The organism is Streptomyces sp. NPDC000345 (assembly GCF_042898825.1).
Lineage (GTDB): Bacteria > Actinomycetota > Actinomycetes > Streptomycetales > Streptomycetaceae > Streptomyces.
The window spans coordinates 1-13,262 of record NZ_JBIAZE010000006.1 but is presented as its reverse complement, the minus strand read 5'-3'; the positions used below and the strand labels follow the sequence as shown (position 1 = coordinate 13,262).

11 protein-coding genes are annotated in these 13,262 nt (G+C 74.0%); 7 read left to right on the top strand and 4 right to left on the bottom strand.

The features are described from left to right. Nucleotides 1–53 precede the first annotated feature (53 nt). A complete protein-coding gene (locus ACFY30_RS15800) occupies nucleotides 54–1,343 on the bottom strand; it encodes a PP2C family protein-serine/threonine phosphatase (RefSeq protein WP_390845763.1) in 1,290 nt (429 codons plus the stop codon). A gap of 121 nt (nucleotides 1,344–1,464) precedes the next feature. On the opposite strand from ACFY30_RS15800, the gene ACFY30_RS15795 reads away from it, so the two are divergent. Then, nucleotides 1,465–1,902 (top strand): hypothetical protein, encoded by a 438-nt coding sequence (locus ACFY30_RS15795; RefSeq protein WP_390845762.1) that lies wholly within the window; start codon nucleotides 1,465–1,467, stop codon nucleotides 1,900–1,902. 80 nt (nucleotides 1,903–1,982) lie between these two features. On the opposite strand, the gene ACFY30_RS15790 is transcribed toward ACFY30_RS15795, so the two are convergent. Further along, nucleotides 1,983–2,507: an SH3 domain-containing protein gene (locus ACFY30_RS15790; protein ID WP_390845761.1), complete on the bottom strand. Its 525-nt coding sequence runs from the start codon at nucleotides 2,505–2,507 to the stop codon at nucleotides 1,983–1,985. Between the two features lie 154 nt (nucleotides 2,508–2,661). On the opposite strand from ACFY30_RS15790, the gene ACFY30_RS15785 reads away from it, so the two are divergent. Further along, a complete protein-coding gene (locus ACFY30_RS15785; RefSeq protein WP_390845760.1) occupies nucleotides 2,662–3,567 on the top strand; it encodes a hypothetical protein in 906 nt (301 codons plus the stop codon). Here the strand turns inward: ACFY30_RS15785 and ACFY30_RS15780 are convergent. Then, nucleotides 3,467–4,810, bottom strand: coding sequence for a PLP-dependent aminotransferase family protein (locus tag ACFY30_RS15780; RefSeq protein WP_390845759.1), 1,344 nt, complete (start codon nucleotides 4,808–4,810; stop codon nucleotides 3,467–3,469). The genes ACFY30_RS15785 and ACFY30_RS15780 overlap by 101 nt on opposite strands. Nucleotides 4,811–4,889: 79 nt before the next feature. On the opposite strand from ACFY30_RS15780, the gene ACFY30_RS15775 reads away from it, so the two are divergent. From ACFY30_RS15775 to ACFY30_RS15765, 3 genes are read left to right on the top strand one after another with little or no spacing between them, the layout of a single operon-like run. Next, complete coding sequence (locus tag ACFY30_RS15775) at nucleotides 4,890–5,675, top strand: alpha/beta fold hydrolase (protein WP_390845758.1); 786 nt, start codon at nucleotides 4,890–4,892, stop codon at nucleotides 5,673–5,675. A 42-nt stretch (nucleotides 5,676–5,717) separates the two neighbouring features. Further along, nucleotides 5,718–6,074, top strand: a complete 357-nt coding sequence (locus ACFY30_RS15770; RefSeq protein WP_390845757.1) for a hypothetical protein — start codon at nucleotides 5,718–5,720, stop codon at nucleotides 6,072–6,074. Beyond that, nucleotides 6,019–7,035, top strand: a complete 1,017-nt coding sequence (locus ACFY30_RS15765) for an endonuclease/exonuclease/phosphatase family protein (RefSeq protein ID WP_390845756.1) — start codon at nucleotides 6,019–6,021, stop codon at nucleotides 7,033–7,035. The genes ACFY30_RS15770 and ACFY30_RS15765 overlap by 56 nt, the downstream gene beginning before the upstream one ends. Nucleotides 7,036–7,095: 60 nt before the next feature. Here the strand turns inward: ACFY30_RS15765 and ACFY30_RS15760 are convergent, their stop codons facing one another. After that, complete coding sequence (locus ACFY30_RS15760) at nucleotides 7,096–9,168, bottom strand: PhoX family protein (RefSeq protein ID WP_390845755.1); 2,073 nt, start codon at nucleotides 9,166–9,168, stop codon at nucleotides 7,096–7,098. 290 nt (nucleotides 9,169–9,458) lie between these two features. Between ACFY30_RS15760 and ACFY30_RS15755 the strand changes: the two genes are divergently transcribed. Then, nucleotides 9,459–11,234 (top strand): VWA domain-containing protein, encoded by a 1,776-nt coding sequence (locus tag ACFY30_RS15755; protein ID WP_390845754.1) that lies wholly within the window; start codon nucleotides 9,459–9,461, stop codon nucleotides 11,232–11,234. A 159-nt stretch (nucleotides 11,235–11,393) separates the two neighbouring features. Further along, entirely contained in the window at nucleotides 11,394–13,124 is a 1,731-nt protein-coding gene (metG, locus tag ACFY30_RS15750; protein WP_390845753.1) for a methionine--tRNA ligase, read from the top strand. Nucleotides 13,125–13,262: the final 138 nt, after the last annotated feature.

Here is a 13,262-nt window from a genome sequence, read left to right as displayed (position 1 = left end):
CCCTGTCGATCAGTACCTCAGCACCGTAACGGCTGCTGCTGCAAAGGTCTGCCTCAGACCTGTGAACGCCCCCGTACGGGGCCCCGGTCACCCCGGTCCGGAACCGCCCCCGACGCGCTCCCCGCCCCCGACGCGCCCTCCGCCGCCGCGCGCCCGGTCCGCCGTACCGCGAAGATCGTCGTGTCGTCGGCGAGGCGGCCGCCGCAGTGGCGCAGCGTGCCGTCCCGGACGAGCGCCACCAGGCGGGCCGGTTCCGCCGCGCGGGCGTCCCGGCGCACCGCCGCGGCGACCTCCTCGGCCAACGGGTAGAACACGCCGGCGGAGTCCCGGGCCTCCGTCACCCCGTCCGTGACCAGCAGCAACGTCTCCCCGGCGGCGAGCTTCACCCGCAGCGCGGGCGGCGTCCCGCCCGCCCCGGCCAGGTCGGCGAGCCCGAGCGGCAGCCCGTCCCCGCAGGGCAGCGGCCGTACCCCCGCCGCCCCCACCACCAGCGGCGGCTCATGGCCGAAGCCGACCACCTCGGCCACCCCGCGCTCGGCGTCGGGAAACCCCATCAGCACGGCCGTGGCGAACCGGTCCCCGTCGTCCCGCCCCAGCGCCACGGTGTGCAGCCGGTGCCGCCGCAGCCGGGTCTCCAGACGGCCGGCGACCGTCGCCAGGTCCGCCTCGTGGTACGCCGCCTCCCGGAACGTGCCCAGCAGCGCGGCCGCCGCGTCCACCGCGCCCAGCCCCTTGCCCTGCACATCGCCGAGGAGGACACGGGTGCCGTGCGGTCCGGGCTGGATGTCGTAGAAGTCGCCGCCCACCCGGGCGTCGGCGTCGGCGGCGAGGTACACGGCCGCGTGGTCGAGGCCGCCCCAGCCCGGCGGCAGCGGGCGCAGCACCGTACGCCGGGTCGTCTCCGCGATGTCCATCATGTGCAGCATCCGCAGCTCGCCGCGCACCCGGACCGAGGAGGCGAGCACGGAGAGCACCCCGCCGACGAGGACGAGCACGAAGTCGGCCGGGCCCTCCCGGTACTCGGTGGGCCAGGCGGCGTCGCTGGCGACGTAGACGACGAGCGCGAGGACCGCGAAGAGCGCCGTCGTCCACACCCCGCACAGCGCGGCGGCGATCGCGGAGACGAACACGCACCACGACACGATCCGGAACTCGCCGGTGCTGTGGAAGTCGGCGAAGGTGATGGCGACGAGCACCGTCAGCGGCACCAGCCAGGTCACGCTGCGGCCCCGGATCTGCAGCAGCTGGTGGCGTTGCAGGACGTCCCGGCGCCGGGTACGCGGAAGGCCGCGGTCGAGCGGACCGTGGCCCCCGTGGCCTCCCTGGCCCCCGGAGTCGCGCATGAGGTCAGCGAATCACGGGGTGGGACGGCCCGCATCCGGGTACTCGACGCACCCGACTTGCCACCGCCCGCTGCCAGGTGTGCCCTGGAAGTCGGGGGCGAGGAGAGAGAGGAGCGCTCTCATGGCTCATGCGGCACCCGCACTGACGCCGGCCCGGCCGGCCAGGACTCCCGACATCTTCAGCGAGCGGACCCACCGGATCGCGCGGTGGGCGGTCCCCGTGGCGCTGGGGCTCGTCTACGGCTACTGGGTGGCGGCCAACAGCCGCGCCGGCGGCCCCATCACCGGCTGGAACCTCCTGCTCGGCTTCGCCAGCACGATCGTGTTCGCGGCCCTGTGGATGGGGTTGGCCGCGATGACCCCCCGTCTGCCGCGTGAACTGCACGCCCTGCTGTGGGCGGCGTTCGCGGGCTGCGCCTTCGGCTTCATGTACAGCCAGACGGACAAGACCGTCCTGCGCTCGACGGCCATGGGCCTGGTGATCGCGGCGAGCGTCTTCGCGGTCCTGTTCTACCGCTACTACACGCACGAGGACGCGGAGGGACACCGCATCCGCTAGCGCGGCACGCACGGAGCGCGGCACGCGCACATGGGCCCCGGCGGTCGGCCGGGGCCCATGCGTTTCCCTCATCCCTCCACTCACCGGCCGACCGGGATCCACTCCCAGCCACCCGACGAGGTCTGTGACGTTCCTGCGCTGAAGCTCCAGGAGCCCGAGACGCTGAACGAGCCGGAGCCGGAGACGCTGAAGGAACTGTTGGTGAACGGGTCGTCCCAGTTGGTCCAGTCCCCGTTCTTCCACCGCGGGCACGGGTCGGCGCAGGCCGGCACGTGGGCGCCGCGGGTGTCCACGAACGCCGCGTTCGCCCAGCCCTGGGCGCCGAGGAGCCAGTACCAGTACGGGTTGCCGTTGACGCTCTGTCCCACGACCCTGCACTGCACCTGGTCGTGGCTGCCGGGCGCCAGCGAGGCGACCACGGCGGAGTGTGTGGTGGGCTGCTGTCGCACGTTCAGGTCGGTGCGGGAGACGACGGTGCCCCGGATCGGATGGTCGTCGCCGCTGGTCGGCGGGGCCGCCGCCGCGGTTCCCGCCGTGGTCACGGCGAGGGTGCCGCCGGTGAGCAGAGCCGCGGCCAGTGTCCGCAGAGCCGGAGTGGTGCGCATGATCGGCCTCCTTCTCCCCAGAACCAGGAAACACCCGTTCGGGTGAACGCTCCACCGGAGGCCCCACAGGCCCCAGAGATCCCGGCAGTCCCAGGGGCACCCGTACGGCTCAGGTCGGCTGGCGTGGGCCGCGCCCAGCCCGTTGCCTGGAGGCGTGTCCCGAAGCCTGCGGACCGCCCTCTCGGCCGTCCTGACCGCCCTGTCCTGCCTGCTCGTGCCGTTCGGCACGCTCGCGGCCTGGGCGGCGTACGGCCTCACCGACACCCGCAGCTACGTCACCGCGATGGCGCCGCTCGCCTCCGACCCCGCCGTGCGGGACGCCGTGGCGGACACGGTGGGCGACGGGGTGGCCCGCGAGTCCGGGATGAGCCCGCTGTTCACACGGGACGCGGTCCGCTCGTTCACCTCGACCCGCGCCTACCGGACCGCGTGGGACGCGGGCAACGAGGCCGCGCACACAGCCGTGATGAGAGCGCTGAACGACGAGCGCGCCGACCGGGACGACGGCCCGGTGACGGTCGACCTGGCGACCGTCACGACCCCTCTGAAGCACCAGATGACCCTCGACCACGTGCCGTTCGCCGAGCGCATCCCGATCGAGCACACCCGGGTGGCCCTGCTGCCGCCCGACGACCTGGCCACCCTGCGGAAGGGCTACCACGTGCTCGATGTCGCCGGATTCTGGCTGCCGTTGGCGGCCGTCGTCTTCGCGGCCGGCGGCATCGCCGTCGCCGCCTGCCGCCGCCGCGCGATCACCGCGACCGCCCTCGGCACCGCGCTCGGCGGCGCGTTCCTCGGCCTCGCCGTCGCCATCGGCCGCCACCTCACCCTCGCCGACCTCCCCGACCCGGCCCACCGCCCGGCCGCCGCCGCGGTCTACGACGCCCTCACCACCACCCTGCGCACCGCGGCCTGGCTCCTGCTCGGCGTCGGCCTGACGGTCGCCGCGGCGACCTGGCTCACGGGGTACCTGAGGGCGGGCCGCCCGCCGCGACACCCGCGAGCGTCCGCAACGCCCGCGCCAGCTCCTCCACCGGAGCCGACGCGAGCCCGAGCCTGACCGCGTCCGGGGTGCGGTGCGGGTCGACGGCGAAGGCGGTACCCGGCGTGACGGCGATGCCGTGCGCGGCGGCAGCGGCGGTGAAGGTGTCCGCCCGCCACGGCGCGGGCAGCTCCCACCAGGCGAAGTAGGCGCGCGGGTCGGTCCGTACGGAGAACCCGCCGAGGTGCTCGGCGAGCACCGCCTGCCGCCGTGCCGCGTCCGCGCGCTTCTCCTCGACGAGCCGCCGCACGATCCCCTCCGCCTCCCACCGCACGGCCGCCTCCAGCGCGAACCCCGCGGCGCTCCACCCCCCGGACCGCACCGCGGCCCCCACGGCCTGCGCCCGGCCCTCCGGTACGACGAGGAAGCCGACGGTGAGCCCGGGCGCGACCCGCTTGGACAGCCCGTCCACGACATGGGTGAGGGAGGGGGCGTGGACGGCGAAGGGCCGGGAGTCCGGGTGGAGGAAGGACCAGATCCGGTCCTCGACCACGGGGATGTCCAAGTCGGCGACGGCGAGCGCGAGTTCCTTCTTCCGCGGGTACGTCATGGTCACCGAGGTCGGGTTGTGCAGGGTCGGCTGGAGGTAGAGCGCGCGGAGCGGGGCGGCCCGGTGGGCGGCGCGCAGCGCGTCGGGCCGTACTCCGCCCTCCGCGTCGCCGGCCAGCGGCACCAGGACGATCCCCAGCCGTGCGGCGACCTCCATGACCAGCGGATACGTCAGCTCCTCCACCCCGACCCGGCCGCCGGGCCGGACGAGGGAGGCGAGGGCGGCGGCGATGGCCTGGCGGGCGTTGCCCGCGAAGAGGATCCGGTCGGGCCCGGGCCGCCAGTCCGGCAGTCCGAGCAGCCGGGCGGCGGCCTCACGCGCGGCGGGCGTCCCGGCGGCGGCGCCCGGACGCAACGCCTCCGTCAGCGCGTCGGCCCGCAGCAGGGGCGCGAGGGCCTGCCCCAGCAGCTCGGACTGCCCCGCCACGACCGGGTAGTTGAGCTCCAGGTTGACGGGTGCGGCGGTGGCCGCCTCGATCAGCGCCCGCCCCCGCGCCGGCTCCGGGGCGGCCCGGACGAAGGTGCCGCGCCCGACCTCGCCCACGACCAGTCCGCGCCGCACGAGTTCGCCGTACACCCGCCCGGCCGTGGAGGGCGCGATGCGGTGCCGTCGCGCGAACCACCGCTGGGGAGGCAGCTGTTGACCGGGGCGCAGCCGCCCGGAGGCGATGTCGCCCGCGATCCGGTCGGCGATGGCCCGGAAGTCACCCACGCGCCGGCCCTCCTTGGGATTGCACCGAGAGCAAAGATCTTATTGCACCGAGGAATTGAGCCGCCCTAGAGTCGCCGCCATGACCCCCTTCCTCGCATACGAGGACAAAGGCGACGCGCATTCCCCCGCTCTCCCCCTTGTCCTCGTCCACGGGCACCCCTTCGACCGCACGATGTGGAATCCGCAGATCGAGGCGTTCGCCACCGGCCGCCGGGTGATCGCCCCCGACCTGCGCGGCTACGGCGCCTCCCCGGTGGTCCCCGGCATCACGCTCCTGTCCGACTTCGCGCAGGACATCGAGGCCCTCCTGGACGAACTGAAGGTGGAGCACTTCGTGCTGGCCGGCCTCTCCATGGGCGGCCAGATCGCGATGGACTGCTACGGGCGGTTCCCCGGCCGCGTGCGGGGCCTGGTCCTCGCGGACACCTTCCCCGACCCGGAGACGGCCGGGGGCAGGCGGGCCCGCAACGAGACGGCCGACCGCCTCCTCGCGGAAGGCATGCGCGGCTACGCCGACGAGGTGCTGGAGAAGATGGTCGCCCCGTACGCCGACCCGGCCGTCAAGGCGCACGTCCACCGCATGATGACGTCGACGCCCCCGGAGGGAGCGGCGGCGGCCCTGCGCGGCCGCGCCGAACGCCCGGACTACCGCGGCCTGCTGACCCGGGTCACGGTCCCGGCCCTGGTCGTGGTCGGCGCGGACGACGCGTACACCCCCGTCCCGTACGCGCGGGCGATGCACGCGGCGCTCCCCGACTCCGTCCTGCACGTCGTCGAGGGCGCGGCCCACATGCCGAACCTGGAGCGGCCGGCGGAGTTCAACGAGGTGCTGGGGGCCTTCCTGGCCAGGGCCGACGCGTCGTAATCCCTTGGCCCCGGCCCCGCCCGCCCGGCTACCGTCCGGTTCATGAGCTCCCCGAACCGGAAGACCACGACCCTCTGGCGCCCCACCGGCCCCGAGGAGCTGGCACTGGTGGAGGCCTCCGGCTGGACGGCCTGGCCGCCGCGCCTGCCCGAGCAGCCGATCTTCTATCCGGTGCTCAACGAGGACTACGCGGTGCGGATCGCGCGGGACTGGAACGTGCCCGCCTCCGGATCAGGCCACGTCACGCGGTTCGAGGTCGACACGGAGTTCCTGCGGCGGTATCCGGTGCGCCAGGCCGGGGGAGAGACCATCCTGGAGCTGTGGGTACCGGCGGAGGAGCTCGATGAGTTCAACGCGCACATCGTCGGACGCATCGAGGTCGTCCGGGAGTTCCGCTGACGCGCCCGGCCGACGCCCGCGGTGGCGGCTGCTCGGCGCCTGGTGGGCGGGAGTGCCGCTCGCCGCGGTGAGTGCGGTCGTCGGGTGCCGGGTCGCCGGCACCGACGCGGTCACCCCCGTGCCGCAGGTGCTGGCGTTCCTGCCGTGGCTGCTCGTACCCGCGGGGGCCGCGGTGGCGGTGGCCCTTCTCGCCCGGTGGCGGACGGGCCTCGTCTGGGGGGCCGTGGTGCTCGCCCTGCTCGCCTGGTGCGTACGGCCCTACGGGGACGGGGGCGGGCCCGAGGGGGCGGCGGTCGCCGGGGTGCGGGTGCTCACCTCCAACGTCGAGTTCGGCCGGGCCACCGGCTCGCTGATCCGGGTGGTGCGACGGGAGCGCCCGGACATCGTGTTCGTCGAGGAGTGCGAGTACACCTGTCAGGCGGCGGTGCGGCGGGAGCTGGGCGGGGAGTACCCCTACCGGGAGGCCGTCCCCGGGGGCACCTCCGTGGGATCGGTGATCCTCAGCCGGTTCCGGCTCACCCCCGCCGAGGGCGTTCCGGGCAGCATGGGGATGCCGGGGGCCGTCGCCGACGTGGCCGGGCGTCCCGTACGGCTCCAGCTCGCGCACCCCAAGCCGCCGCTGCCCGGTCAGGTCGGCCTGTGGAAGCGGGAGCTGGGGCGGTTGCGCGACGTCGCCGCGCGGTACGGGGACGGCCCGCTCGTCCTCGCCGGGGACTTCAACGCCTCCCAGGACCACGCGGCCTTCCGCCGCGTCCTGGACACGGGACTGCGCGACGCGGCCCGCCTGTCCGGGGCCGCCCGCGCCCCGAGCTGGCCGAGCCGTACGGCCCCCGCCTTCGGCGCGCAGATCGACCACGTCCTCGTGTCGAGGCAGTTCTCCGCGAGCCACGCCCGCTTCCTCCACCTCGACGGCACCGACCACCGGACCCTGCTCGTGGACCTCACCCTCCACCAGGACTGAGCGGCGGACGCGGCCCACGGGCGGTCATGCCGCCGGGCGGCGCCCCCGCCCCCCTCGCAGCTAGTTCCCGATGTCGCAGCCGTCCGCGCGCCACACCGCCACCACCGCCGGACGGACGATCTTGCCGGGCCCGTCGGGCCAGGTGCTGGCCGGCTTCTCCACGGACGCCCCGTCGACCTCGCCCGGATGCTGTACGGCGACCAGCACCCGCCGGTCCTGGATGACGGGCCCGCAGGTCTCGGCGCCGGTCGGCACGGTCAGGAACTGCTTCAGCTCACCGCGCCGCGCACCTCGCGTGGCCACGCCGAAGAGGCCGTCGTGGGAGCCGAGCTGGTTGCCGTCGGTGGAGATCCACAGGTTGCCGTACGGGTCGAAGGCGACGTTGTCCGGGCAGGAGATGGGGCTGACGTCGTCCTTGGGGAACCCGGCGAAGTAGGTGGCCGGGTCCTCCGGGTCGCCGGCCACGAGGAACAGCGACCAGGCGAAGGACGTGCTCTCCGGCCGGTTCCGGCGCTCGGTCAGCTCCAGGATGTGCCCGTGCTTGTTGGCGTTGCGCGGGTTGGCCTCGTCGGCCTTGGCGTTCGTGCCGACACCGCGGTTGCCGTTGTTGGTGAGGGCGACGTACACCTTGCCGGTGACCGGCGAGGGCTGGATGTCCTCGGGCCGGTCCATCTTCGTCGCGCCGACCTTGTCACCGGCGAGGCGGGTGAAGACGAAGACCTCCTCCGCGGTCATGCCCTCCACGTGCGAGACGGCGCCCCCGGCGGAGGCGGTGGCCAGCGGGATCCACTCGCCGCTGCCGTCGAACTCCCCGTCGGCCGGCAGCTTGCCGGTGCCGTCGATCTCGATCGCGGGGGAGTCGCCCGTGAGGCGGGCGACGTACAGGGTGCCCTCGTCGAGCAGCGAGAGGTTGTGCTCGCGCACGGCGCGGGACGACCCCTTCCGCATGCGCTTGCTGCCGACGAACTTGTAGAAGTAGTCGAACCGCTCGTCGTCACCGGAGTAGACGACGGGCCGCCCGTCGTCGGTCAGCCGGACGGTGGCGGCCTCGTGCTTGAAGCGTCCGAGGGCGGTGTGCTTGCGGGGCGTGGAGGCCGGGTCGTACGGGTCGAACTCGACGACGTACCCGAAGCGGTGCACCTCGTTGGGCTCCCGGGCGACGTCGAACCGCTCGTCGAACCGCTCCCACTTGCGCTCGGTGGCCCCGGCCCCGATCCCGTACCGCTTGTCGGTGGGCCGGCTGCCGTGGGCGAAGTACTGGTTGAAGTTCTCCTCGCCGTGCAGGGTGGTGCCCCAGGGGGTGGTGCCGCCGGAGCAGTTGTTGAGGGTGCCGAGGACCTTGGTCCCGGTCGGGTCGGCGGAGGTCCTGAGCAGGTCCGATCCGGCGGCGGGGCCCGTCAGCCGGAACTCGGTGGTGGCGGTGACCCGCCGGTTGAGGGGGTGGCGGGGTACGGCGGTGAGCGCCCCCGTCCTGCGGTCCTCCTCCACCACGACCGCGGCGAGCCCGTGCGCCGCCCAGGCGACCTCCACCTGCTGCCGGGTCGGGTTGGCGGGGTCGTAGCCCCGGAACATCAGCACCTCGTCCGTGTACTCGTGGTTGGCGACGAGCAGCTGGCGGCGGCGCTCGCCCGGGAGGGGGAGCAGGGCGAGGAAGTCGTTGTTGTAGCCGAACTGGCCGGCCTGGGCGGCGGCGGTCTGGTTCTCCGGGTCGAAGGCGGGGGCGCCGCGCAGGATGGGCTCGCCCCAGCGGATGACGACGTTCTGCCGGTAGCCGTCCGGGACGGTGACGGCGTCGGCGGTGTTCGGCGGGACGGGGGTGAAGCGCAGGCCGCGGGCCGCGGCTCCGGTGGGTGCGCCGTGGGACGGCCCGGTGGCCGTCGCGGTGGTCGTCGCGGCGGCCGGCAGCGCGCCGGCCGCTCCCGCGGTGGCCGCGACGGTCACGACGGCGGCGGCGCGCATCACCTTCCGGCGGCTGAGGGCCCCAGCGATGACGTCACCGACGTAGGCGTTGTCGCTGGTGTTGGGCACCTCGTGGAAGCAGGCGTCACCACACCGGAAACGACAGGTCATGGCGGATCGTCCGCCGGGGTGGGACTGGGACGGCGTTCCGATCAGCGGCAGCAGCTTGCGCACCTTTAATCTCCCCTTGCGTGCCCTTGGTGTGAGCGTGACGGTAGGGGCACGTATGTGCGCAGGCGCGGCGGCGGAGTGAACGAGGGGTGAATCCCCGGCAGCCACACGGGTGTTGAGACGGGCGGCGCATTCGGCCCGGGCGCGGCCGCCGGACGGCCCGGAGGCGGTGTTGACACACCCCGCTTCCCCTCACTCACCCCTGCCCAAGATCGCCACGGGGGGCCGCTAACCTTACGTGTCCGTCCTGGCCAGGGATTGACGGGCTTCAACTCACGCGAAGGGTTGCGCGCATGGGCATTCTCACTCGCCTTCGGAACGCATTCGGCCGCTCACGCAAGGAGCGCACCGCCGAGGCGGAGGGTGCGGAACTGGTTCCCTCGCAGGAACCGGCTGCTTCGCGGGAGGAGCTGCGGGATCACGCACCGGAGTCTTCCGACCCCGCCCCGGGCACCGAGGGTGCCCCGGCGCCCACCGCCCGGATCCCCGAGCCCCGCCCGGCGACCGACGAGGAGCACGAACTCGTCTCGGCCGCCTTCGACAACGTGACCGTCCCCAAGCCGACCCCCTCGGCGGACGCGAACGCTGAGGACACGGACGAGCCGGAGAAGCCGACGCCGGCGGAGGAGCAGACTCCGGTGGCGGCGCAGGCTGCCCCGGCCGAGCCGACACCGGCGAACGAGCCCGAGGCAGAGGCCGAGGCCGAGCCGGCTGCCGCCGAGCCCCCTGCGGAGACCGAGCCCGAGGCGGCGACCCAGCCGGCGCCGGACACGGCGACCGAGCCGGCTGCCGCCGAGGAGCCGGAGGCCCCGGCCGGGGCTGCCGCCGACGCGGACGCCGAACCGGCGGCCGAGACCGCCCCCGCCGAGGCGGACACCGAGCCGGAGCCGGCCGCCGCCGCTGCGGCAGAACCGGAGCCGAAGCCCGAGGCCGCCGCGCCCGCCGCCGAGCCGGAGGCGGAGCCCACCGCCGAAGCCCCCGCCGAGACCGAGGCCGAGACCCCCGCCGACACCGAGCCCGAAGCCGCTCCGGCTGCCGCCGAGGCGGAACCCGAGGCCGCCGCCGACGCACCCGCCGAAGCGGACGCAGCAGCTCCCGCGGAAGCCGAGACCCCCGTCGGCGCGGACGCCGAAGCCGAGCCCGAGGCGCCCACCGACGAGCCCGCCGACGAGCCGGAGGCGGAGCCGACGGCCGAGACCCCGGCGGACGCCGACACCGAGGCCGCTCCGGCCGCTGCCGAGGCGGAGTCGGAGGCCGCCGCCGACGCACCCGCCGAACCTGCGGCCGAGCCCGCCGCCGAAGCGGACGCCGAGCCCGAGCCCGAGCCGGCCGCTGCCGCTGCTGACGTCTCCGAAGCGGCTCCGGAGCCGGTGCTCGCGGCTGCCGCCGCGGGGGAGCCGGGCGGGGACGCGGCGACGCCGCTCGCCCGCGTCCAGGACAGCGCCCCTCACCTCGTCGCCGCCTACCGCACCGCCGGTGACGGTCTCGACAAGCTCGGTCTCACCGGTGCCCGGGCCTCCGTGTACCTGGTGCTCGACCGCTCCGCGTCGATGCGGCCGTACTACAAGGACGGCTCCGCCCAGTCCCTCGCCGACCAGACCCTCGCCCTCGCGGCCCACCTGGACCCCGAGGCCACGGTCCACGTCGTCTTCTTCTCGACGGAGCTCGACGGCACCGCCGACCTCACCCTCAGCGACCCCGAGGACAGGATCGACGAGCTGCACGCCGGCCTCGGCCGTATGGGCCGTACCAGCTATCACGCCGCCGTCGAGGCGGTCGTGGGCCACCACGGCGAGCACGGACAGGGCCGCCCCGCCCTCGTCGTCTTCCAGACCGACGGCGCCCCCGACGCCAAGACCCCCGCCACCCAGTCCCTCACCGACGCGAAGAAGAACCACCCCACCGTGTTCTTCTCCTTCGTCGCCTTCGGTGAGCACGACAACAAGGCCTTCGACTACCTCCGCAAGCTGAAGACCGGCAACACGGCCTTCTTCCACGCGGGCCCCACCCCCCGCGAACTCACCGACCAGGAGCTCTACGAGGGCGTGCTGGCCGACTGGCGCCCGTGACACCCCCTGGTGCCGGCGGCACCCGCGGCACCCGCGACCCGGCGTGATCAGGCCGCCCGCTTCCCACCCCTTAAAACGGGAGGCGGGCGGCCCACCCGTGTCGGCTACGATTTCAAGACTCCAAGCCTCACAAAACGACCGACCTGGGAGCAGCCCCCGATGGCTCGACACCTCATCACCAGCGCCCTTCCGTACATCAACGGAATCAAGCACCTGGGCAACATGGTGGGGTCCATGCTCCCGGCGGACGTGTACTCCCGGTACCTCCGCCAGCGCGGCCACGACGTCCTCTACATCTGCGCGACGGACGAGCACGGCACCCCCGCCGAGCTGGCCGCCAAGGAGCAGGGTCTCCCGGTCGACGCGTTCTGCGCGCAGGCGCACGACGCGCAGAAGGCGGTCTACGACGGCTTCGCGCTGGCCTTCGACTACTTCGGCCGGAGCTCCTCGCCCCAGAACGTCGAGATCACCCAGCACTTCGCCCGCCGTCTGAACGAGAACGGCTTCATCGAGGAGCGGGCGATCCGCCAGGTGTACTCCCCGGCCGACGGCCGCTTCCTCCCGGACCGCTATGTCGAGGGCACCTGCCCCCACTGCGGCTACGACAAGGCCCGCGGCGACCAGTGCGAGAACTGCACCCGGGTGCTCGACCCCACCGACCTGATCAACCCGCGGTCGGCGATCTCCGGCTCCACCGACCTCGAGGTCCGCGAGACCAAGCACCTCTTCCTCCTGCAGTCCAAGCTGCAGCACGAGGTCGAGGCGTGGGTCTCCCGCCACGAGGACGACTGGCCGCAGCTGGCCTCCTCCATCGCCCGCAAGTGGCTGAACGAGGGCCTGCACGACCGCGCCATCACCCGTGACCTGGACTGGGGCGTCCCGGTCCCGGCCGACACCTGGCCGGAGCTGGCCGCCGAGGGCAAGGTCTTCTACGTCTGGTTCGACGCCCCGATCGAGTACATCGGCGCGACGAAGGAGTGGGCAGACGCCGCGCGAGACACGGACCCGGAGGACCGGGACTGGAAGTCCTGGTGGTACGAGGCCGACGACACGGTCCGCTACACCGAGTTCATGGCCAAGGACAACGTCCCCTTCCACACCGTGATGTTCCCGGCCACCGAGCTGGGCGTGCGCGAGCCGTGGAAGAAGGTCGACTACGTCAAGGCCTTCAACTGGCTGACGTACTACGGCGGGAAGTTCTCGACCTCGCAGAAGCGCGGCGTCTTCACCGACCAGGCGCTCGACATCCTCCCGGCCGACTACTGGCGCTACTTCCTCATCGCCAACGCCCCCGAGTCGGACGACTCGTCCTTCACCTGGGAGCACTTCACGGCGACGGTCAACAAGGACCTCGCCGACACCCTGGGCAACTTCGTCAACCGCGTCCTGTCCTTCTCCAAGAAGCGCTTCGGCGAGGAGGTGCCGGCGGGCAGCGCCGCCGGTGAGGCCGAGGCGAAGCTCGGGGAGCAGATCGCCGAGCTGCTGGCCGAGTACGAGGGCCACATGGAGAGCCTCCAGTTCCGCAAGGCGGCCGCCGCCCTGCGCGCCCTGTGGTCCGCGGGCAACTCCTACCTGGAGGAGAAGGCCCCCTGGCTGGAGATCAAGACCGACAAGGACGGCGCGGCCCTCACGCTCCGGACGGCGATGAACCTGATCCACCTCTACGCGGTGGTGTCGGAGCCCTTCATCCCGACGACGGCGAAGACCATGCGGGAGGCGTTCGCCCTCACGGACGACACGGCGACCTGGGTCACGGCCGACGAGGCCCGCGCCCTCGCCTCCGTCCCCGCCGGCACCCCCTTCACCGTCCCGCCGGTCCTGTTCGCCAAGCTCACGGACGACGACCTGGCGGCGTACAAGGAGCGCTTCGGCGGCGAGCCGGCCGCCTGAATCCGGACGCCGGGCGGGGGGCCGGGGGGGGGGGGGGGGCGCCCCCCGCCCCCCCCCCCACCCCCCCACCCCCCCCCCGGCCCCGCCCCCCCCCGGGGGGCGGGGGGGGCGGGGGGGGCCCCCCCCCCGGCCGGGGCG